The sequence below is a fragment of the Halorientalis regularis genome, from assembly GCF_023698535.1.
GTDB lineage: Archaea > Halobacteriota > Halobacteria > Halobacteriales > Haloarculaceae > Halorientalis > Halorientalis regularis.
Genome location: NZ_JALJCL010000017.1, coordinates 1 through 20527, shown reverse-complemented (window position 1 = coordinate 20527; position 20527 = coordinate 1). Strand labels below are relative to the sequence as shown.

Genomic DNA, 20527 nt, shown 5'->3' with positions numbered 1-20527 from the left:
GCACGCACCGATACCCTCACAACACGTTTTCGCGATGGAGAGAGTCTACAAACGAATGTTCGTTACTTTTCGAACGAGTCAAAAGAGTGCTGCGTGGACTCCATAAAATAATCACTTTCTGTATAATCTGACGGTCAGTCTCTGCTGCTACCGCGGAGTAGATCAAGGCAGGTCCCACGATTTTGGCGAATTGAACTACTAGTATTTCTTCACCACCGAGCAGCCCGCTGGTCGTGACGATCGCGGTATTCTGGTCGGCGATACGTTTTCGCTGACCGTCGCGACCGGTGACGAAGCGAGCGTGGCTCGTCGCCCGCTGGAGGGCGTCGGGGTCGGGTGTCTCGACGGGAAACTGGGGTGAGTCGGCCGTCTTCATGCCGAAATCCAGCAGGAGGGTGTCGTCGATCAGGATCGCGCTGCGGCCGACCTCGCCCGCACCACCCAGGAACCGCACATTTATCGCCTGGAACTTACGAGCCACGGGGTTTGACTGCACTGGTTCACGCTGCGAAGTCGACGACCGACCGCTGGCCCGAGAGCGTACACTGTTCGCTCGAATATCGAACAGGAGTTACAGTGTTGGTTGACCCGCACGGATCGCTTACCTGAACAGGTTTCTTTTAAGTATATCCCTTTACAATCCTCCCAAAATTTAAAATGTGTTTTGTGAGTGTAGACTGATGGTATGGTAAATGATAGCGAACTGCCGGCAGAGACACGGCGGGATGTGCTGAAGTATCTCGGTGCGGCCGCCGGGTTGGGAGTCGTCGGGAGTCAGACTGCGATGAATCCGTTCGCGCATCCGGTCGCGGCGCTACAGAGCGACGAGGACGCCTTCCAGAGCGACGAGCGGCGGCTCGAGTCCTTCGACGGGACGGAACTCGACACGACGTTCTACGAACCGACAGCCGACGGGCCACATCCTGCTATCTTGATGACCCACGGCTGGGGCGGGAACAAGACGGACCTCCAGCCACTCGCCTCGGTGTACGCCAGCAACGGCTTCGTCGTGCTGGCGTACACGTCCCGCGGGTTCGGCCAGGGCGGGGACTCCGGGGGCTCCGGTGGCCAGGTCCACTCGACGAGCGAACTCGAACAGCAGGACGCGAGCGCGTTGATCGATTACCTGGCCCAGCAGGACGCGGTCGTGACCGACGAGGAGAACAATCCCCGGATCGGGATGGACGGCACCTCCTACGGTGGCGGGATCCAGTTGCGGACGGCGTCGGTCGACGACCGACTCGACGCGATCGTGCCGCGGGCGACCTGGAACAACCTCGCACAGTCGCTCGCGCCAAACGGCGTGATCAAGCGCGGGTGGATCGAGGCGCTCGAATTCGGCGCGCAGACCGGCAACATCGCGCCGGAGAACTCCGAGACGACCGCGGGTATCCTCGAACGTGGGCGCATGACCGAGGACGACCGCGAGTATTACCGACAGCGTTCGCCGGTCACCTACGACGCGATCGAGGACACGCCGGCGCTGTTGATCCCGGAGTTGACCGACCAGTTGTTCCCGATCAACGAGGGCGTGCGCAACTTCCGCAAGCTCCAGAACGACGGCAGCGAGGTGACGCTACTGCTCGGCCAGGACGGCACGCACATCCTCGGCCAACCCAGCAGCTACCCGCCGGGGTCGGAGACCTCCCGGCAGTTCGTCGGCCGGATGGCACTCCAGTGGCAGGAGGCACATCTCAAGGACGGCGATCTCGACGTGTCGACGCTGCACTACTACGACGCAGCCGCCGACGCGTTCGAGGCTGCCGAGGAGTTCCCCCCACATCCCGAGCGGTCGACGACCGGGACGGTCTCCGAGTCGGTCCAGCTCAGCGGTGCGGACGGCAACGTCGCCAGCGTCGACGTCGAGATCGAGGCGGCGACGGAGATCCTTGGGCTCCCGACGCTCACACTCGACGCCACGCCGACCGGCGAGGGACGGAGTCACCTGTTCGTCGCGCTCCAGCGCGTCCGTGACGGCGAGGCCACGACGATCAAACAGCGGGTGACGCCACTGGCAGTCACGGAGGCTGGCGAGATCGAACTCGAACTGTTCGGCGTCCACGCGACTCTGGAAGCCGGTGACCGACTCCGGGTGGCGATGAGCGCCCGCGAGGACGCCCTCACCTCGGCGGAGGTCAACGACCTCTTCGGCGGGTCGCTGTACCGGCCGTCGGACGACAACGCAGGGATCGAGATCAGCGGCGACTCCGAGGTACAGCTGTCGGTCCCGGCGAGCCAGGAGCTCCCGGCGGCCGGCACTGTCGGCGGCATGGACGGCGGAGACGGCGAGATGGACGGGACCGAGGGGACGGAGACTGCCGAGGGAACGGACAGTGACGGTGGAATGGAGACCACCGAGGGAATGGAGACTACCGAGGGAATGGACGGCGGCGACGGAACGGCCGCCGCCACCGACGACGGGACGACGACGAGCGGGAGCGGCCCCGGCTTCGGAATTCCGGCCGCCCTCGGCGGCGCGAGCGGGCTCGGCTATCTGCTCTCACGACGGTTGGGTCGCACAGAGTCCACGGTATCCGACGCCGAGGCCGACGACTGAACGCCTGTCCCGGGACCGGGCTTGGGGGACGGCGGCTCGGTCTCGACGCGGGAAACGGCACCGCTCAGAAGGGGAACGACTGCGACCCCGACCGGTGACGCCGCCAGGACCGACAGAACTCCGCGGTCGGGTCGCTACCGGTGTCACCATCCTCGCCGTCGGCCGCGTCGTCCCCGTTCTCGTCGGTCCGGTCGTCGACGGCCCTGACGGTGAGAATCCCTGCCTGGCCACCGGCCAGCAGGTGGTCGGGCAGGTACGTCGTCGTCGGCACAGTTTCGCGTGTGGTATCTGAATCACTCATACAGCCACTCTGTGCCGATACCGTCATAAACGCGCCAGCGTGTTTTCTCCGCGTGAAAGGGGATATATATAGGCTCTTTCAGCGCGTGAAAGAACGGGGGCGTGCCGTAACGCCCAACCGCCTCTCCGTCGAAGCGGGGTGTATGAAGCGGACACGTGTCGACTCGGATCGCTGGTTCGACGTGCTGGAGGAGACCGAAACGGCACAGGCCGCCGTGATGACGCTCTCGCCGGGCCAGTCGACGGGCGGCCCCGACAACCACCACGAGAAAAGCGACCAGTGGCTCTACGTGATCGAGGGCGAGGGCCGTGCCATCGTCGAGGGCGAACCGGTCGCGCTCCAGGCCGGCGACCTCGTCTGTATCGAGGCCGGGGAGACCCACGAGATCGAGAACACCGGCGACCGACCACAGAAGACCCTGTCGCTGTACGTTCCGCCCCGGAGTTACGACTAGGTGACCTGAAGCCTATGTGCTGGCCGGCGAATGTGGGAGTATGCCCGAGCCATTCGTCGTCATCGGCGGGGACGCCGCCGGACTGAGCGCCGCCAGCAAGTGCAAACGCGAGTCCCCCGACCGTGACGTGATCGTCTTCGAGAAGGGGCAGTGGGTCTCCTACGCCCACTGTGGCGAACCCTACTTCGTCAAAGGCGAAGTCGACAAGCTGGAGAACCTGCTCTCGCTGACGCCTGCGGACATCGAAGAGCGCGACATCGACCTCCGACGGGGCCACGAGGTCGTCGCCGTCGACCCCGACGCCGGGACGGTCACCGTCGAGGGCCCGAACGGCAAGTTCGAGCAGCCCTACGGCGACCTGCTGGTCGCGACCGGCGCGCGGGCGGTGACAGGCCCCATCGAGGGGCACGAACTGGACGGTGCCTTCCCCCTGCACGGGCTCGACGACGCGGCGGCGATCCGGGCCTTCCTGCTCGACCCGAGCGAGGACGCGCTCGCGGACGTGGGCGGCGAGGACTTCGTCGACCGCGAGCGCGTCGAGCGGTTCGGCGCGATGACCGCGCCCGAGACGGCGGCCATCGTCGGCGGCGGCTACGTCGGTGTCGAGATGGCCGAAGCCCTGTCGGCCCACAGTCTCGACGTACACGTCTTCCAGCGGTCGGGCCACCTCCTCTCGCCGTTCGGCGAGGCCGTCGGCGAGGCGGTCGCAGAGGAACTCCGCGAGCAGGGCGTCACCCTCCATCTCGGCGAGGAAGTCGAACGACTGGCCGGCGACGGCCGCGTCGAGCGCCTGGAGTGTGAAGGGGGGACCGCCCTCGATATCGACCTCGCGGTCGTCGGGGTCGGCGTGGTACCCAACACGGACCTGCTGGACGGAACCGAGGTCGAACTGGGCGCGGACGGTGCGGTCGCGGTCGACGAGTACGGCGAGACCAGCGTGGACGGAATCTACGCCGCCGGCGACTGCGCCAAGGACGACCACACCGTCACCGGCGAGTCCGCGTGGGTCCCGCTCGGACTGACCGCCAACCGCGCGGGCCGGGCCGTCGGGACGACCGTGGCGAGCGATCCCACGCCGGTCGGCTCCGTCGCGGGCACGGCCGTCGTCAAGGCCTTCGAGCAGGAGTGTGGCCGGGTCGGACTGCTCGAAGACGGGGCTCGCGAGGCCGGTTTCGATCCCGTCAGCGAGACGATTACCACGCGCTCGCGGTCGGGCTACTACCCCGGCGCGGCCGAGACGACGGTGACCCTCGTCGCCGACCGGGCGAGCGAGCGCCTCCTCGGGGGCACCATCGTCGGCACTGACCGCGCGGCCGTCCGCATCGACACCGTCGCCACCGCGCTGGAAGCGGACATGACCGTCGACGAACTCGAACGCGCGGACCTGGCCTACGCCCCGCCATTTAGCCCCGTCTGGGACCCGATTCTCGTCGCCGCGAAGGTGCTGAACGGGAAGCTGAAAGATTGATCCCCGCGGCCGCCCAGCACTCGCGTATGCCCGAAGTCACCGTCTACTCCCGGGAGAACTGCCACCTCTGTGACGAGGCGAAAGCGACCATCGAGACGGTGGCCGATGAGATGTCGGTCGAGGTCGAGATCGAGGAGATCGACGTGGACGAGGACCCCGACCTCCGCGAGGCGTACGGCGAACGCGTCCCCTACGTCCTCGTGGACGGGACACCCAAGTTCAAGTTCCGAGTCGACGCGGCCGAACTCCGCCGGGAACTGGAGAGCTGACGGTCGGTGTCAGTCGTCGCCGGCCCCGGCCGTCGCGGTCGCCTCGGGCAGGTCGTAGGTCACGCCGGTCAGGTCCTCGGAGACATCCCAGAGCCGGCGCGCGCGCTCGGGGTCGCGGGACCGGCGGGAGGGCGTGTCCTCCGCAGGCGGCCCACGCATGTTCATGAACCCACTGGGCCCGATGTACTCGCCGCCCTCGAGGTCGGGCGCCGTCGCGGCGTACAGCATCGGGAGCGCGCCGGTCGCGGCATCCTGTGCGAAGACGGCGTTGGCGACTTGCATCATCGCCAGTCGGAGCGTCGAGCCGGCCTGTTCGGGGCCGCGACGCTGGAGGTTCGTGTCGGCGTAGCCCGGGTGACAGCCGACGCTCGTGACGCCGTCGACGCCGGCCGTGTCGAGGCGGCGATCCAGCTCGAAGGCAACGAGCAGGTTGGCCAGCTTGCTCTGGCCGTAGGCGTCCCACTTGCCGTAGTCGCGCTCGCTCTGGAGGTCCGAAAAGTCGATCTCGCCGTTCTCGTGGAGACCACTGGACTGGGTGACGACGCGGCTCTCGCCGTCGGTGTCGCGCAGGGTGTCCAGCAGATGGCCCGTCAGCGCGAAGTGGCCGAGGTGGTTCACGCCGAGTTGCATCTCGAACCCGTCGTCGGTCTCGCTCCGGGGAACCGCCATCACGCCCGCGTTGTTACAGAGCGCGCGCAGGGCGTCGTACTCGTCGGTGAACGTCTCGGCGAAGGCCGCGACGCTGTCGAGGTTGGCCAGATCGAGTTCCAGCACGGAGAGGGCACCCGGGGGTGCGTCGCGGCGGATCTCGTCGGCCGCGGACTCGCCGCGCTCGACGCTCCGGCAAGCCATGACGACCGTCGCGCCCGCGTCGGCGAAGGCCCGTGCTCCCTCGAACCCGAGACCGCTGTTCGCGCCGGTGACGATCACTGTCTCGCCCGACAGGTCGGGCATCTGTGCCGTCGTCCACTCGGACATACCCTGTCTTGGAGCCCCAGCGACAGAAAACTATTCCTCGTAGGGCCAGTTGGGGTCCCGGCGCTCGTCGTCGCGGGGGGCGCGGGTGTCCGGCGCGGCCCCCGGCGTACAGGCCCCGTGTTCCTCGAAGTTCTTCCGGGCCTCGGCCAGCGAGACGTGGTTGGTGTCCCCGACGTAGGCCGGATTGTGGAACTGGACGGGGTCGTCCATCCAGTCACAGACGGGACAGACCTCGTAGGACCCCGGCTGGTCCTCGGGCAGGGACTGGTAGCCACAGCACGGACAGAAGCCGAGTTCGCGCGAAGCGGGGTTCCCGTCGGGGTCCATCGACGGTGTGAGATTCGGACCCATCCCACATAGTAGTGCGGTTCGGTCGGCCCCCGAGCCCGCTCACTCGGACTGTGCGGCCTCGACCTTCCCGGCGTACTCTTCGAGTTCGGCCGCGAGTTCCCGGGCTTCTGCCGCCGAGAGCGTGACGTGGTCGGCGTGGGGCTCCACCGAATCGAGTTGCGTGTTGTCCATCTCCAACTGGAGTTTGACGTGGTCTGGGTCTTGGCGCGGCGCGGTGACGTTCAGAACGGCCAGGGCCTCCTCGTCGAAGCCGTGGCCCTCGACGCGGCCGTCCAGCAGGTCGAACGTAGTGTAGGCGTTGACTTTCAGGAGTCGGTCTACCATACTGGCGATTGGGCGGGCCGACACTTCCACTTTTTTCATCGTCGTGTCGTCCCGGACGACCGTCGCCACAGACCGTCCCTTGCGTCCGGTGCGTTCGCCGGGCCAGAACTCAGTACAGGAGGTCTCTCGAACGTTTAACTGTCGAGCCCCGTCACCGTCGGTATGGACGAGAACGCCGAGGAGGTCTGGGTGACGCGGCTCTCACGGGTGTTCGTCGAGCGCAGTCCGGTCGGCCCTGTGCCGACGATACTGCTCACCGTCGGACTGGTTCCGTTCGCGCTTACAGGAGTGTTTCTGGCGTTCATCGGTTTCGACGTCCGGCGGGTGTTCCTCGGAAGTCAACTGCTCGCGTCGGCGATGATCGCGGTCGCAACGGTACTGATCTGGCGGTACGACACCGTCGTCCTCCCGACGTTCGTCGAGCGAGCCACGGAGGTAACACCCCACGAGGACAACCGGGAACTCCGGGCTATCGCCGCCCGGTACAGGGCGTTTTTTACCGACATGGGGGCGACGACCGTCGTCTGGACCGCGTTGATTCTGTTCGCGATCCTCGCCAACGACGGGTATTTCCGGGCGCTCGGGGTCCCCGGGTACACCGATCCCGCCTACCTCGTCTATCTGGTCTTTACCGCCTGGGGTGGCGCGATCACCGCCGTCGGCATCCGCATGGCCGCCACGACGACGCTCTGTATTCGCGAGATCGGTCAGTTGGATTTCAGCATCGATCCGTTACACCCCGACGGCCTCGGCGGACTCAGCACTATCGGTTACTTCGCGATCCGGACGACGACGATGCTCTCGATCGGCGCGCTGGGGCTCCCCCTCGCGTTCGACGTCGTCCGTGTCGGCGGCGGCAGCGGCATCATCTATCTTCTCGTCGCGGTCTACATCGGCCTGATCGTCGGTTCGTTCGCGTTCCCGACGGTCTACATCAACCGTCGTGCGAACGAGATCAAGCAAGCGCAGCTAAACGACACGCGCGAACGGATCCACGACCTCAGCGATCGGCTCATGGCGGCCGACGACCCCGAAGAGATCGAAACACTCCAGATGAAACTCGAGGAACTCCGGACCGCGTACGGGACCTACGACAGCGTGAGCCTGTACCCGATGTCGCTGTCGATAGCATCACGGCTCGCCTCGTCAGTGCTGTTGCCGTTGTTCTTTCTGCTGTTCGAGACGTACGTTATCTGAGCCGCGTGTCCGCGAACGGACGCGGTTCGGGAAAACGGATTCGCTCGGTCGGCGGGAAAACGCTCCTCAGTCGTCGGAGGGAAGCGGCTGGCCGGAGCCGTCCGTGGGTGCCGGCGAGGCGTTCATGTCGTCGTCCTCGGCGTATGGGTACCACGTCATCTTCGTGTTGTGCATGTACGGGTCATCGTAGCTGGTCTCCTCGGCCTCCGCGAGGTCCTGCAGTTCGTCCTCGTCGCGGGCCGCGACGAACTCCCGGAAGGTCTCGCCGTCCTCGCGCTGGTCCTCGTAGGTCGCCAGCAGGTTCTGGATGTAGCCGGGGACCTCGTCGGCGGCGACGCGCATCTCCACCCAGTCGGCGAAGTGCGGGTCCTCGCCGAGGCCGCCGCCGAGGCCGATGTCGAAGGCCTCGACCGGCTCGCCGTCCTTGCGCGTCTTCATACCGCGCAGGGACACGTCGGCGATCTGGGGCTGAGCACAGGAGGCCGTACAGCCCGACAGGTGGATGTGGAAGTCCTCGACGCCGTCGGGGAGGTCGACGTTGTCCTTGAGCCAGCGGGCGTACCGGACCTGGCGGTTCTTCGTCTCGGTGATCGACAGCGAACAGAACTCCGAACCCGTACAGGCGATGGAACCCCGCATGAACGGGTGCGGGTCCGGCGAGTAGTCCTCTAGCAGCGGCTCGTCGAGCAGGGCGTCGAGGTTCTCCTCGGGCACGTCGGTGACGATGACGTTCTGGCGCTGGGTCAGGCGGACCTCCCCGGAGCCGTACTCCTCGGCGAGTTCGGCCAGTTCCAGCGTGTCGTCGGCACCCATCCGGCCGACGAGCACGTCCAGGCCGACGTAGTAGTTGCCGTCGGGCTGTTCGTGGACGCCCACGTGGTCGCCGTGGCCGTCGTCGTGGCCGGCGTTGTAGGTGTACTGGTCGCGCATGTCCTCGCCCGCCGTCGGGAGCTCGAAGTCGACGAACTCCTCCTGCAGGACGCGGCGCATCTTTTCGGGGCCCCACTCGTCCATCAGGAACTTGATGCGGGCGTTGAAGCGGTCCTCGCGGTCGCCGTACTCGCGGAACAGGGCACTCATCCCGGCGGCCACGTCGCTGGCCTGTTCCGGAGGTACCCACACGTCGATGTCGCGGGCGAAGCGCGGTTCCTTTCGGGAGAGCCCACCGCCGACCCGGACGTTGAAGCCGAGTTCGCCGTCCTTCTCGGCGGGCTCGAAGGCCAGGTCGTTGATGTCGCCCTGACCACAGCCCTGGTCACACCCCGTCACTGACACCTTCCACTTCCGGGGCAGGTTGGCGTAGTCGTCGTTGCCCTTGAACTCCTCGTGGAGGTCTTCGGCGACGGGCCAGGCGTCGATGTGTTCGTGCTTGTCCTTGCCGGCGACCGGACAGCCGACGATGTTGCGCCAGGAGTCGCCGCAGGCCTGCTGGGTAGAAAGACCGTTAGATTCCAGTTTCTCGAAAATTTCCGGCACGTCTTCCAGTTTGATCCAGTGGAGCTGGATCGACTGGCGGGTCGTCCAGTCACAGTACGCCGCACCGAACTCGGGGTTGTCGACGGGGCCGGTCGCGTACTCCTTGGCGATCTCGCCGATGACCTCGAGCTGGCCGGACTCGATCACGCCGTTGGGCGTCCCGATACGCATCATGAAGTAGCTCTCCTGGCCCGACCGCTGGTGGTACAGGCCCCACCACTTGAACCGCTCGAACCAGGCGTCGTGTTCGTCTTCGGGAATCGCGTCCCAGCCCTCCTCCGCGAACTCCATGAGGTGCTCACGGATCTCCGATCCGTAGACCTCAGATTTCCAGTTCTCGACCTTGCTCGGCATATCCAGAGGTCTAGCGCTACACTCATATACAGTTCTGCCCACCGACAAACCTCCCCACCTCTTCGTGGTAGCGGATTATGTTGCCGGCTATTCCGGACGGGCCAGTCGCGTTCGTTTCCGCGGTACGTGGACGCTCTCGGGGACGACGCCGTAGAATTGCCCGTCTTCGGGGTCGATGACGCGGCCGACGGTGAGCCAGTCGGTGACGCCCTCTGTCCCACACTGGATACAGCGCCCGGCGAACCGGGCGTCGATGTCGGGGTAGTCGACGCCGACCTCGACGACGCCTTCCGCGAGGAAGTCCGCCATCTCGCAGTCACAGAACTCGTGGCGGGCCAACAGCCACAGATCGGAGACGTTGATCTCCCGGGAGTCGTTGACGCTGATCCAGGCACCGTCGTCGAGTTGGTGGACGTCGGTGGTCATTCGCTCGCTCTTGATACCCAAGCCACCTGAGTGGTCCGGCGCGGACAATACTCGCCGGGGTCGGGCCGCCCACAGGGATCGGACGGGCATCTGACCGTCCCCAGCGGCCAGTGTGACGCGATACCACGAATCGTAGTCAGAGGAAGAGACATACTTTGCCGGTAGTCGGGAGTACGGGTGAGGATTACAGTTGCGGGAGGCCTTATGATGGTAGGGCCATTACAGAGGAGTGATGATTGACAGTGACGGTGTGACCGACGGCGTGGCCCGACAGGCCCCAGCGGACGTTGCGCCGGAGCTGTACGAACCAGACCAGGAGCTGGATTATCGATGAGCGAACACGCAACAGACCCTGACACGGAGGAGGAAGAGGACGTGCCAACCGACCATCTCGACGACCTGGATGACGGCTGTGGCTGTGCCGAAGTCTGGGAGCACACCAGCGAGCGCCGCGAGGCCGCGGACGACTGACGAATGTCCGGCGACCTACGGGACTCTTTTATCATTCGTCGCCTTACCACGAATCGATGACCGATGGGCCCGCGGAGGGACCGCCCACGGACCGCGAGTCGCCAGTGGGCCGTCCCGTCATCAGAGGCGACCCGACGCTCACTGGCGAGCACGCCGAGCGTGCCGTCGCGTTCGATCCGGAGGACCTCGACAGCCTCGCGGAAGCCGCCGAAACCGTCCGCCAGTTCTCACAGAACACCGCCGGTGCCCCCGACAACGTCTACATGCTCCGGGGCGCGGCCGCCTGTGCCGCCCTCGTACGGGGCGAAGGGTCCTACAAGGCCGCGGCCGAGCGCGCCGGCGGCGACGCCACCGTGGCGTTCATTCGGAAGTGGTCGCGGGTCCACGACCTCCCGCGGTCGATCCGCCGCCACGTCGCCAAAGGCGAGATCGCACCCACCGCCGCCAAACACATCGCCCGCGTGGCCGGTGAGGCCCGCCTGTTGCTCGCGTGGGCCGCCCTCGATCACGATCTCACCGTACGCCAGATCCGCTCGGCGGCCAGCACCGTCAACGACGGCCACACCGTCGAGGAAGCCCTGGCCGCCAAGGGCGTCACACTCGGCGAGATGTCGATGGAGTTGTCCCAGGACGCCTACTGCGAGCTCCGCCGGCAGGCCGCGCTGGAAGACGTCGATCCTGGTCGGCTGGTCGGCGAGGCACTGGAATCGTACCTCGACGACTGATCCGCTTGCAGTGGATCGAAACTGTTTACCACCCGACCGCCTCACGTTCGCACGAGGGCCGGTAGCTCAGTTAGGCAGAGCGTCTGGCTTTTAACGAGTTCGCCCGTTCGATCCGGGCGAATTCGGGAGTGACCAGATGGTCGGGGGTTCAACTCCCTCCCGGCCCGCTATCGCTGTCGCGAACAATTCGTGAGCGACAGTATTGCGTCCCGGAGGGATTGAATCAGACCGAGGTTCTGCGCGGAGCGCAGGTTCTCCGGCGTGGTTCAACTCCCTCCCGGCCCGTACGTCGCCGCGAACAATCCGTGAGCGGCGACTCCGTCAGAGGGAGTTGAACCCGGGGAGACACAGCGTGAGCTTGCGAGCGACCGTCTCCGCTCGGTTCAACTCCCTCCCGACCCTGTGTCTCCTCGTCCGGGACGTGTTCCCGACCGATTAGCCAGCCGAAACGAGACCGGGGACTTTACGGGGGTGACCGAGTAGGTGGAGCATATGCGAGGCTTCAGTGACAGACTGGAACTGCTGGGACTGCTGACGGGGGCGTTCCTGGTCCTCGCGGGGCTGGGAACCGTCGCGGGGACACCCTGGACGACGCTCGGCGGGGCCGTCGGCGGCGTGAAGGTCATCGGCGGGCTGTTGGCGATCGGCGTCGGTGTCGGACTGGGCTGGCTCTCGCGGACGGACGCGGGGCCGGCGTAGACGAGACGCGACGAGAACGAGAGGCAAACGCCTGCGGATCGAGACGAGCCGTTTTCCGAAAACCGAGTCCGACGAGTCGCAGTTAGTCCTTGACGGGGAGGTACGCCGCGCCGAGCAGGATGATCGCGGCACCCAGGCTGACGTAGACGATGCCCCAGAGCCCGTTCTTGCGCTCGGTGAAGTAGTCCTGGCGCTCGACGTCTTCGAGGTACCCGTCCACGTTCTCCGAGAGGATCACGGTGCTGTTGTCCGGGAAGTGGGCGACGTACTGGGTCCCGCCGAGGGTGACGTTCCCACCCTCGGAGAGCGAGATGGTGTTCTCCTGCGGGGAGGTCCAGGTGAGTTCGGCCGCGGACGTGGTCACGTTCGTGACGGTGGCGGTGACTTGCCCGTCTTCCTCGGCGACGTACTCGTACTCGTCACCGACGGTGAAGGTCCGCGTCTCGGGCGCGGGGAGGTACTCGTCGAGGCGGACGAGTTCGCGGTCAGCGGTCTCGTTGGCCGGGTAGACGACGTACTCGTCGCCCTGGAAGGTGGCGGTCTCGTTTTCCACCGCGGGGTCGTCGAGCAGGATGGCGCTGACGTTGAGCTCCTCGCGAAGGTCGAACTCCGAGACGTCGGTGCGGTTCTCGATGACGACCGTCCACGACTGGTTGTTGTAGGTCGTCGTGGCGTTGTTCTCCAGGGACGCGGTCGCCAGCGCGGACTGGTTGGTCCAGGCGAGTTCACCGCTCCCCTCCGAGACGGAGGCGACGTAGATCCGGTCGCCGATTCTGAGCGTATCGCCGTCGCCGAGCTCCTGGCCCTGCACGTCGATTTCGGGTCGCTGGGCGTCGACGACGCTGATGTAGCCGAACGACCCCGCCCCGATGGCGAGGAAGAGAACGAAGTATATCGCCGCGGCTCGTCGTTGCATACTTCGAGGCTGGGGAGGACAGCTTTTAATCGTTACTTTTCGCCAGCGAGACCGTCACCGGCCGGTTCCGATCAGTTCGGCGCCTGTCGCGGCCGGTCACGCGCGTTCTGTGCCGCATCTGACTCGTCGACCGTCGCCGTCGCCAGCGTCGCCGCCAGCGCCATCACGGCCCGCTCGTGGTCCGCCTTCGACGCGTGGGCCGCCATCGGCGACACCGTCTCCGCAGTCTCGTCCACGTCAGTCACGCCCCGCGCCGCCAGCGTCCGCTGTGCCGCGGCGAGCAACTGGTGGAGGTACAGGAATTCGTCTTTCCGCATCGCTATCCAGTAGGGGCTGAACGGCCCTAAACCGCACGACTGCAGTGTTACCATCCCGCACGGAGTCGGCACGGGGAGCGGATGACGTGACGACCGAATCAGGCGGGTCGCGGCGTCGGGAGCGCGCGGTGGCGCCGCGGCGGCACCAGGAAGTTCCCGCGGTTCTGGACGAAGATGTACTCGAGGATGCCGTTGTTGACCCGCTGTCGGATCGCCGGGTTGTCGGTGAGGTCGTCGCCGTTCATGGCCTCCCGAACGTCCTCGAACGTAGAGAGTCGGCGCTGGAGCGACGGGAAGTGGAGGCTCGCCACGTCGTCGTCGGTCGATTCGACGTGTCGCCGGAGGATGCGGACGTTGCCGTCCTCGTCACGGTTCGCGCGGGCGGCCTTCTGTGCGTGCCCGACCCGACCGTGGTCACCGATCGACTGCTCGATGGTCTCGGGGTCGAGGAACTGGTCGATGCCGCTGTCGGCACCGAGGTTGTCGCCGACGCCCTCGACGAGACCTTGCTCGGCGTGGCTCGGGCTGAACATCTCCATGACGCGTTCCTCGAAGCTCTGTTCGTCGTACCAGTCGCCGAGTCGCTGGCGGAGGTTCGCGACGTGTTTGGTCGTCCCGTCGGCGAAGGGACCCTCACGGATCGTGACGTAGTCCTCGGTGGCCTGGTTCCCCGCGAAGCCAGCCTCGAAACCCATGAACAGCGGCGACTGCTCGGGCACCGGCAGGGAGTCGGGGATGCCGCTGATCGGCTCGCCGCCCTGGGCCTGGCGCTCGGCGGGCAGCCCCGCGCCGATGAAGCCCGTCCGGCGGTCGTCGACGGTCAGGGCATCGCCGAGTGTCGCGTCGACGGCGACCCCGTTGGCCTCGCTCCGATCGCCGAACATGGCTTCTTCGGCCTCGAGCACCACGTCCGCGCGGTCGCTGGCCAGGTGGAGCAGAGCGTCCTGCGTGTCGAACGTGGGGTTCTCGAAGCCCGAGAGCCGCCGGGGTTCGGGCAAGTCGACGCTGTCGGGCAGGGATTCCTCGAACCGCTCGAAATAGGCTGGCGAGTACGCGAGCGAGTAGACCAGCCCCTCGTTGCTCCGCTCGTAGGCGCGATCCAGCGTTCGCAGGGCCGCCGCGACGGTCTCGCGGGCGTCCTCGCCGGGCGGCCCGTCGGCGTCGACGGTCAGGTAGAGAAACGCCTGGTGGCGGGGCAGGTGGACGTTGCCGTCGGCGTCCACGCGCACGCGGTCGTTCCAGGCGTGCTGTCGCTGGGGGAGTGTCGAGATGTCGGAGACGCCCTCGGGGACTGGCTCGCCGGCCCGCGGTGCTCGCCCGAGGCAGGCGCTCAAGGCGCTCGCCCCACCCACCGCGACGGCGGCTTTCATGAACTGCCGGCGTGGCAGTGACTCGTCGAGGTCCATCAGAGTTGCACCTCCATGTCGGGCATCGTCAGGAAGGCCATTTCGTAGCCCTCGTGGCGGGCCAACTGGGGCGGCGTGTCGACCGTGATCGAGAGAGTGGCGCCGTCGGCCACCTCGGAGACGGCCGCGCCGTAGTGATACCCCAGGTCGGGGTCGAGCGTCGATTCGAGGGCCAGCGAGTCGCCGGCCAGCGCCCCGGACAGCGTCATCGACGGCAGGACCATCCGGTTGTACGGCGTGTGCGCGAACACCGCCAGGTACTGCCCGTCGCCCTCGATGCCCGCGGGCACCGTGTCCTGCACCGTGACGACGAACACGGCGTCGCCGCTCGTGGCCGTTCCGCGGACCTCGCCCGGCAACTCGCCGTTGGGCGGGACGGTCGCGCTTGGCGCCATCGTGTCCATCGGCTTCAGGGCGGCACGTTTGCCCGCGTCGTCGTACTCCTGATAGGGGAGGTCGTCGCGGGCGCTCTCGCTGTACTCGAACTCGATCTCGGCCGTCTCCGGTTCGGTGAACCGGCCCTGGAAGTCACCGGATCGGCGAACGCGGTCTTCCGGAACGGAGCCGATGTCGATGCTGGCGGTGTAGGTACCGTCGCCGTTCCCCTCGAGGTTGTTGCCGTAGTGCAGTCCCATCGGCTGGGACAGCATCGCGTACATGTTGGTCTGGTCTGCCAGCGATCCGTCTTTCGTGAGTTCGACGGTCAGACTGGCGTTTGGCAGGACCGTCTTCGTCTCGGGGTCCCAGACGACGGCCATGAAGTGCATCGCCGTGCTCCCGTCGAGTTTTTTCAGGTTCGTGTCCGACCCCGTGACCTCCCAGAACCGGTGGGGGTAGCTGTACATCGCGGCGGTCTCGTACTCGCCCGCAGTCGTCGACCCGACCATCTTCATCCCTTCGGAGTGGGTCGGGTAGTAGACAGCGTCAGGGCGATTCTCGGCCAGCGGCGGCGACCGAACCGACCGCGACTCCGTCTGGAGACACCCCCCGACGATCCCCGCGCCGACCAGTCCGGCCCCCGCCCGGAGGACAGCACGTCTGTTCATCGCCGGACAGTAGGCATCCGACACAAAAGCCCGTTCCGGTTCACGGCACCGGGTCACACACCCTTGCGACAGGCCAGCCACGCAGCGATCACGACGGCCGCGAGCGCGACGCCCCGGATTCCCGGGCCCGCACCGTCCGCCGCGGTGCCGACGGGCGCGTCGGTCGTGGGCGTCCGGCCGACAGTCTTGCTATCCCCGCCCGAATCGGCGGGCGTCGGCGTATTCACGCGAATCGGGTCGCGCCCGTCGGGGGGTCGCTCGTATCGACTGGCGACCGGTTCGCCCGCGACGCGAACAATCGAATCGTTCCCCGATTCGAACCGACCGTCGCCGTCGTCGACGTGGACGGTGACCGCGACGACCGCGCGCTCGTCGAGTCCGGTGGTATTCACGGGCACGCGGACGTTCGTGTGTCGGCCCGCCGAGAGCGCGCGGGACCCGAGTGGTCTGCCGAGCGTCCCGTTCTCGGCCGTGTGGACGACGAGGGCGCCGCTCTCGGGGAGCGTCGCCGCGACGACCGGAAGCGTTCCGTTTTCGAGCGCGCCAGCCCCACGGGTGACGACCGAAACGGGTCGCTCCCCCCGTGCGACCGGGAAGCGCTGGCCGGCCGGGCCGCCGAACCAGCTGAGCATGCTGTCCGCGGCCGGGTCGAAGTCGTCCCCCGCCGCGGCGTCGGTGTGCAACACCGCCCACAGCGTCACGTCGCCACTCGTGTTCGCCCAGAACGCGCCGTCGGCCCGAACGGTGACGCCGCGGTGGCGACCCCGGTCGAGTGGCCGGGCACCGACGATCCGTCCGGGCTCACCGCTGTCGTCGGCCCGCAGGACCAGGTACCCGTCCGTCGAGAGGAATGCCTCCTCCACGACGATGGTGCCGTTGGCCGACACCTGCGGGTTCGCCGTCGCGTGGTTCCCGTGGGCGACCGCGAGGCCGGCCCCCGCGACGGCGAGAGCGAACAAGCCGACGAGGAGAACGCTCGCGCGCATCTCAGATCGACAGCTCCATCGGCGGCATCTCCAGAAACGCGCGTTCGTACCCCTCGTGACGGGCGATCTGTGGCGGCATCGCGACGGTCAAGCGGAGTCGGTCGGCCTCCGCGAGCGAGGGGATCGTCGCTCCGTAGTGATACCCCAGGTCGGGATCGAGCGTCCGGACGAGGTCGCCGTCGAACGCGCCGGCCGACGCCGTCAGCGACATCGCGGGGACGAGGAGCCGGTTGTACGGCGTCCGGGCCGACACCGCGAGGTACGGTCCGTCACCCGCGATGCCCGCGGGCGGATCGGCTAGCCGGACGACCCCGAACACCGCGTCCCCGCTCCGGGCAGTCCCGAGGTGCGTGCCCGGCATGGCCTCGATTTCGGGCGCTCGACCGAGCGGGAACGCGGCATCCATCGGCGCGACCGCCCCGCCCTCGCCGGCCTCGGGGATCGAGTGTGTGCCGATTTCGCGGCGGTCTCCCGCGGTGAACCGAAACGTGATCTCGGCGGTCGCCAGCTCGTCGAAGCGGTCGCGGAACGCGCCAGTCCGGCGGATCGAGAGCGCACCCACGTCGATCCGGGCGCGGTAGTCCCCGTCGGCCGGGAGCGTGAAGTTGCCCCCGTAGTGGACGCCCATCCGCTGGGAGAGCATCGAGTAGATAACCTCCTCCGAGACCAGTCGCCCGTCCCGTTCGAGTTCGAGCGAAAGTCCCGTCTCCGGGATCGCAACGCCTGTCTTGGGGTCCCAGACGACCGCCATCAGGTGGAGGCGGTAGCCGCCGCCACTTCCCTTCGGGACGAGCGACCGCTGATCGTTCGTCACCGTCCAGAACCGGTGGGGGACCGTGTACAGGAGCGCCACACGGCAGGGACCGGCGGTCGCCGTCCCCAGTCGCCCCATCTCCTCGACGAACGGCTGGACGTACACGCGGCCGTCGGCCGATCCGGTTGGAGTCGAGGGAGTCGCGGTCCAGGCTCCCCTCTCGGTCGACGTTCCCGCTGTTCGCGGTCGGTTACAGCCCGCGAAGCCAGCGGTGCCAGCGCCGGCGAGGAGGGTGAGCAGGCGTCGCCTGTGCATTCACGACCGAGTTCGGGCGGCGAGGAGTTAGGGGTTCCCCTGTCGCCCGCTCAGACCAGCGTCTCGGGCCGGTCCGAGAGGTAGTCGAAGACAGCGCCGAGACTGAACCCGTACGCGAGGTGGCTCACCAGCGTCAACACTGCGTAGAGCGCAAGCGTAAGCACCCCGCCGCCGACGCCCTGGGAGAACGCCAGCACGAACCCCGTCCAGAGGACGAATCCGTAGGGCAACCCCTTCGTGGCGAACCGCTCGCCAGGGAGGTACGCCGCCGTCGCGGCGAACAACAGCGGCCAGGTGACCATCCCGCCGCCGAGAAAGACCAGGAAGCCGACCGCGACGGCGTTCGCCGGGAAGATCACGTCCAACCCGGTCAGGTCCGCCAGGATACCGAACGAGGCCATGTCGAACGCCCCCAGCGACGACGCCACGAACAGCCCGATACTCATCGCGGCCGTCCCGACCAACCCACCCAGGGCCCCGATCAACCCGTCCGCGACGATACCCGCGAGATGGGCGAAATCCGGCTCCGCAACTTCACCTTCGACCGCCGGCTCGAACTCTTCGGTGCTCGTTTGTGCGTCATTGTCAGCCATGACAAGTATACACGTGACGGAGCGACAAAAACGATGCGCACACGTTCGCCTGTGCGTTCGTATTACCACCACCCAACCCATGGTCCTGGTGGCTCAGAAGTTGCGAGCGGCAGGAAGTCGCGGGCCGGATTTGAGCCCCGGTCGCGCCAGAGCCGCTCCCTGCTTCAAATCACGGCCGATGGTTCTGGTCGCTCACGAATTGTTCGCGACACAGAAGCCAAGGGCCGGATTTGAACCGGCGATGATCCGCTCTGCAGGCGGACGCGTTCGGCCAGACTCTGCCACCTTGGCGCAGTCGGTAGTAGTCGAGAACCGCGTTTAAGCGTAGCGGTCTAATACGAGCGTGGCAGTCCCAGCGTGTGCTCGGCGATGTGATTGCGCATCATCTGTGACGACCCCGGTGCGACCGTCCCCAGACGACTCCCCTTCCACATCTCGACGATCATGTAATCACGGCTGAACCCGTTGCCGCCGTGCGTCTGCAGCGCCACGTCCGTCGCCTCGTGACCCGCCTCCGACGCCCGGAGTTTCGCCATGTTCGAGACCTCCGCCGTCTTTTTCATGTCCTCAGTCCCCTCCGTCTCGTCCATCAGCCACGAGGCCTTCTGCACCAGCAGCTTCGCCGCCTCGACCTTCGAGTACGCGTCCGCGAGCGGGTGCTGGATCGCCTGGTGAGCCCCGATTGGTTCGTCGAACACCACACGATCGTTCGCGTACTCGACCGCCCGCTCGATGGCGTTGCGTCCGACGCCGATTGCCCCCGCCGCACCGACCAACCGTTCGGGATTGACCGTGTCGAACAACTGGTACAGCCCCATGTCCCGCGTTCCGATGATGTCGTCCTCGGTCGCCTCGTACCCGTCGAAAGAGAGTTCGTACTGGTTCTCCGGCGTCGGGATCCCCACGTCCAGCTCCCGCCGCTCGATGTTCTCGTCCTGTGGGTCCGCCAGAAAGAGCGTGATCCCCTGCGTCCGCTTGGCCACCTCGTCTTTCGGCGTCGTGCGCGCCACCAACAGCATCTCGTCCGCCGTGTCCACCCCGCTGATCCACTGCTTGCTCCCGTCGATCAGAAAGGTCCCGTCGTCCTGTTCCTCGGCGAACGTATCCAGGTTCGGCGCGTTGTGCCCCGCGTTCGGCTCCGTCAGCGCCATACAGAAGTTCAGGTCGCCGTTCACCAGCGGCTCCAAGAGCTCTTCTTTCTGTGTCTCGGAGCCGTGATTCGTCAGTGTCACCGCACCGAAAACCACGTTCACCACGAACAGCATCTCCGCCCCCATGCTCCCGTGAGCCACCAACTCCTCGACGATCGTCGTCAGCTCCGAAATCCCCATTCCCTCCCCGCCGTACTCTTCGGGCACCGTGACACCGAGAAAGCCCGCGTCCGCACAGTCCTGCCAGAACTCCGTCGGCTCCATGCCATCCGACACGTCCCGCCAGTAGTCGTCACCGTACCCGCTGGCCACCTCTCGCGCCGTCTCCCGCATCATCCGGTGTGTCTCCGACTCCGCGAACCCAGATTCGTCAGTGAATGACATGCACCCTACCAGGGGCTACCGGCAAATAAATGTGTGAACTTTCAACGGCCGGACGGTTGCCAACTGTTCGAAAGCGAGCGTCCGCTGTCGCTGTTGGTGTTCGAAATGAAAAGACCCGCACCAGCGCGATGCTGGTGCGGGTCGAATGAACGGAGGCGGCGAACCGGGTCTCCCAGAGGCTCGCGCACTCAAGTAGGCCCCGGAACGCTGGCGGGCTTAACTTCCGTGTTCGGGATGGGTACGGGTGTACCCCCGCCGCTGTGGCCGCCTTAACGCCGACTCGCGGAATCGAACCGCGATTCTCCAGTGTCGGTGTCTCGAACGTTTCTCGACGTTCGAGGCGTGAAAGGCTTGTCTTTCGGTGGGACGGACTGTGTGTTACGTGCGATCCAGTTAGCGCCTGGACTCGTGTGGAATCGAGTCTCAATGCGGTATGATTGGTGGCTTCGATCGGTTAGTGCTCGCGGGCTAAACGCCTCGTCACCTCGGCGCGTACACCCCGAGTCTATCGATCTCGTCTTCTACGAGTGATCTCGGCGGTATCTCTTTTCCAGGTGGGTTTCGAGCTTAGATGCGTTCAGCTCTTACCCCGTGTCGCGTGGCTGCCCG

22 protein-coding genes, 2 tRNA genes, 2 rRNA genes and 1 pseudogene are annotated in these 20527 nt (G+C 66.5%); 9 read left to right on the top strand and 18 right to left on the bottom strand.

The features are described from left to right. Positions 1-157: 157 nt before the first annotated feature. Positions 158-355 (bottom strand): annotated as a pseudogene (locus MU521_RS21875) (hypothetical protein); the annotation flags it as partial. A 330-nt stretch (positions 356-685) separates the two neighbouring features. On the opposite strand from MU521_RS21875, the gene MU521_RS18500 reads away from it, so the two are divergent. Then, a complete protein-coding gene (locus MU521_RS18500; RefSeq protein WP_092690854.1) occupies positions 686-2557 on the top strand; it encodes a CocE/NonD family hydrolase in 1872 nt (623 codons plus the stop codon). 64 nt (positions 2558-2621) lie between these two features. Here the strand turns inward: MU521_RS18500 and MU521_RS18495 are convergent, their stop codons facing one another. Further along, on the bottom strand, positions 2622-2858 hold the full coding sequence (locus tag MU521_RS18495) for a hypothetical protein (RefSeq protein ID WP_092690850.1): 237 nt from the start codon (positions 2856-2858) through the stop codon (positions 2622-2624). Between the two features lie 142 nt (positions 2859-3000). On the opposite strand from MU521_RS18495, the gene MU521_RS18490 reads away from it, so the two are divergent. The 3 genes from MU521_RS18490 to MU521_RS18480 are packed head-to-tail and all read left to right on the top strand — an operon-like array spanning position 3001 to position 5049. After that, positions 3001-3312, top strand: a complete 312-nt coding sequence (locus MU521_RS18490; RefSeq protein WP_092690847.1) for a cupin domain-containing protein — start codon at positions 3001-3003, stop codon at positions 3310-3312. A gap of 40 nt (positions 3313-3352) precedes the next feature. Continuing rightward, positions 3353-4780 (top strand): FAD-dependent oxidoreductase, encoded by a 1428-nt coding sequence (locus tag MU521_RS18485; RefSeq protein ID WP_092690845.1) that lies wholly within the window; start codon positions 3353-3355, stop codon positions 4778-4780. A gap of 26 nt (positions 4781-4806) precedes the next feature. Next, entirely contained in the window at positions 4807-5049 is a 243-nt protein-coding gene (locus MU521_RS18480; RefSeq protein WP_092690843.1) for a glutaredoxin family protein, read from the top strand. A 9-nt stretch (positions 5050-5058) separates the two neighbouring features. Here the strand turns inward: MU521_RS18480 and MU521_RS18475 are convergent, their stop codons facing one another. The 3 genes from MU521_RS18475 to MU521_RS18465 all read right to left on the bottom strand — a co-directional run bounded on the left by MU521_RS18475 (position 5059) and on the right by MU521_RS18465 (position 6702). Next, the gene (locus MU521_RS18475) at positions 5059-6027 is read right to left on the bottom strand and encodes an oxidoreductase (RefSeq protein ID WP_092690840.1); all 969 of its coding nucleotides are present in this window, start codon (positions 6025-6027) and stop codon (positions 5059-5061) included. A gap of 30 nt (positions 6028-6057) precedes the next feature. Beyond that, entirely contained in the window at positions 6058-6354 is a 297-nt protein-coding gene (locus tag MU521_RS18470; RefSeq protein ID WP_092690838.1) for a CPCC family cysteine-rich protein, read from the bottom strand. Positions 6355-6417: 63 nt separating this feature from the next. Further along, positions 6418-6702, bottom strand: coding sequence for a DUF6360 family protein (locus MU521_RS18465; RefSeq protein ID WP_092691405.1), 285 nt, complete (start codon positions 6700-6702; stop codon positions 6418-6420). A gap of 162 nt (positions 6703-6864) precedes the next feature. On the opposite strand from MU521_RS18465, the gene MU521_RS18460 reads away from it, so the two are divergent. Beyond that, positions 6865-7899 (top strand): hypothetical protein, encoded by a 1035-nt coding sequence (locus MU521_RS18460; RefSeq protein ID WP_092690836.1) that lies wholly within the window; start codon positions 6865-6867, stop codon positions 7897-7899. 66 nt (positions 7900-7965) lie between these two features. On the opposite strand, the gene MU521_RS18455 is transcribed toward MU521_RS18460, so the two are convergent. Together MU521_RS18455 and MU521_RS18450 are read right to left on the bottom strand one after the other, a co-directional pair. Next, positions 7966-9729 (bottom strand): nitrite/sulfite reductase, encoded by a 1764-nt coding sequence (locus tag MU521_RS18455; RefSeq protein WP_092690833.1) that lies wholly within the window; start codon positions 9727-9729, stop codon positions 7966-7968. Positions 9730-9816: 87 nt separating this feature from the next. Next, positions 9817-10155 carry a DUF8134 family protein gene (locus MU521_RS18450; RefSeq protein ID WP_092691402.1) on the bottom strand — a complete coding sequence of 113 codons (339 nt, stop codon included), beginning with the start codon at positions 10153-10155 and terminating at the stop codon, positions 9817-9819. Between the two features lie 330 nt (positions 10156-10485). Here MU521_RS18450 and MU521_RS18445 point away from each other — a divergent pair, with 330 nt between their 5' ends. From MU521_RS18445 to MU521_RS18430, 4 genes are all read left to right on the top strand, one after another. Continuing rightward, the gene (locus MU521_RS18445) at positions 10486-10626 is read left to right on the top strand and encodes a DUF8595 family protein (RefSeq protein ID WP_175452826.1); all 141 of its coding nucleotides are present in this window, start codon (positions 10486-10488) and stop codon (positions 10624-10626) included. A gap of 56 nt (positions 10627-10682) precedes the next feature. Beyond that, on the top strand, positions 10683-11351 hold the full coding sequence (locus MU521_RS18440) for a DUF7119 family protein (RefSeq protein WP_092690831.1): 669 nt from the start codon (positions 10683-10685) through the stop codon (positions 11349-11351). Between the two features lie 55 nt (positions 11352-11406). Continuing rightward, positions 11407-11518, top strand: a tRNA-Lys gene (locus MU521_RS18435). A gap of 325 nt (positions 11519-11843) precedes the next feature. Then, on the top strand, positions 11844-12050 hold the full coding sequence (locus tag MU521_RS18430) for a DUF8123 family protein (protein ID WP_092690828.1): 207 nt from the start codon (positions 11844-11846) through the stop codon (positions 12048-12050). 82 nt (positions 12051-12132) lie between these two features. On the opposite strand, the gene MU521_RS18425 is transcribed toward MU521_RS18430, so the two are convergent. From MU521_RS18425 to MU521_RS18375, 11 genes are all read right to left on the bottom strand, one after another. Next, the gene (locus MU521_RS18425; RefSeq protein ID WP_092690825.1) at positions 12133-12966 is read right to left on the bottom strand and encodes a hypothetical protein; all 834 of its coding nucleotides are present in this window, start codon (positions 12964-12966) and stop codon (positions 12133-12135) included. 71 nt (positions 12967-13037) lie between these two features. Beyond that, positions 13038-13283 carry a UPF0058 family protein gene (locus MU521_RS18420; protein WP_092690823.1) on the bottom strand — a complete coding sequence of 82 codons (246 nt, stop codon included), beginning with the start codon at positions 13281-13283 and terminating at the stop codon, positions 13038-13040. A 98-nt stretch (positions 13284-13381) separates the two neighbouring features. Further along, positions 13382-14689: a DUF7405 family protein gene (locus MU521_RS18415; protein ID WP_092690821.1), complete on the bottom strand. Its 1308-nt coding sequence runs from the start codon at positions 14687-14689 to the stop codon at positions 13382-13384. Continuing rightward, a complete protein-coding gene (locus MU521_RS18410; protein ID WP_092690818.1) occupies positions 14689-15735 on the bottom strand; it encodes a DUF7350 domain-containing protein in 1047 nt (348 codons plus the stop codon). The genes MU521_RS18415 and MU521_RS18410 overlap by 1 nt, the downstream gene beginning before the upstream one ends. A 53-nt stretch (positions 15736-15788) precedes the next feature. Further along, positions 15789-16721, bottom strand: coding sequence for a DUF7282 domain-containing protein (locus MU521_RS18405; RefSeq protein ID WP_092690816.1), 933 nt, complete (start codon positions 16719-16721; stop codon positions 15789-15791). 1 nt (position 16722) lies between these two features. After that, a complete protein-coding gene (locus tag MU521_RS18400) occupies positions 16723-17790 on the bottom strand; it encodes a DUF7350 domain-containing protein (protein ID WP_092690814.1) in 1068 nt (355 codons plus the stop codon). A gap of 50 nt (positions 17791-17840) precedes the next feature. Beyond that, positions 17841-18383, bottom strand: coding sequence for a DUF6789 family protein (locus tag MU521_RS18395; protein WP_092690811.1), 543 nt, complete (start codon positions 18381-18383; stop codon positions 17841-17843). Between the two features lie 215 nt (positions 18384-18598). Beyond that, positions 18599-18674, bottom strand: a tRNA-Cys gene (locus MU521_RS18390). 41 nt (positions 18675-18715) lie between these two features. Then, a complete protein-coding gene (locus tag MU521_RS18385) occupies positions 18716-19918 on the bottom strand; it encodes an acyl-CoA dehydrogenase family protein (RefSeq protein ID WP_092690809.1) in 1203 nt (400 codons plus the stop codon). 150 nt (positions 19919-20068) lie between these two features. After that, positions 20069-20190 (bottom strand): 5S ribosomal RNA (rrf, locus tag MU521_RS18380). Between the two features lie 162 nt (positions 20191-20352). Continuing rightward, positions 20353-20527, bottom strand: a 23S ribosomal RNA gene (locus MU521_RS18375); the annotation flags it as partial.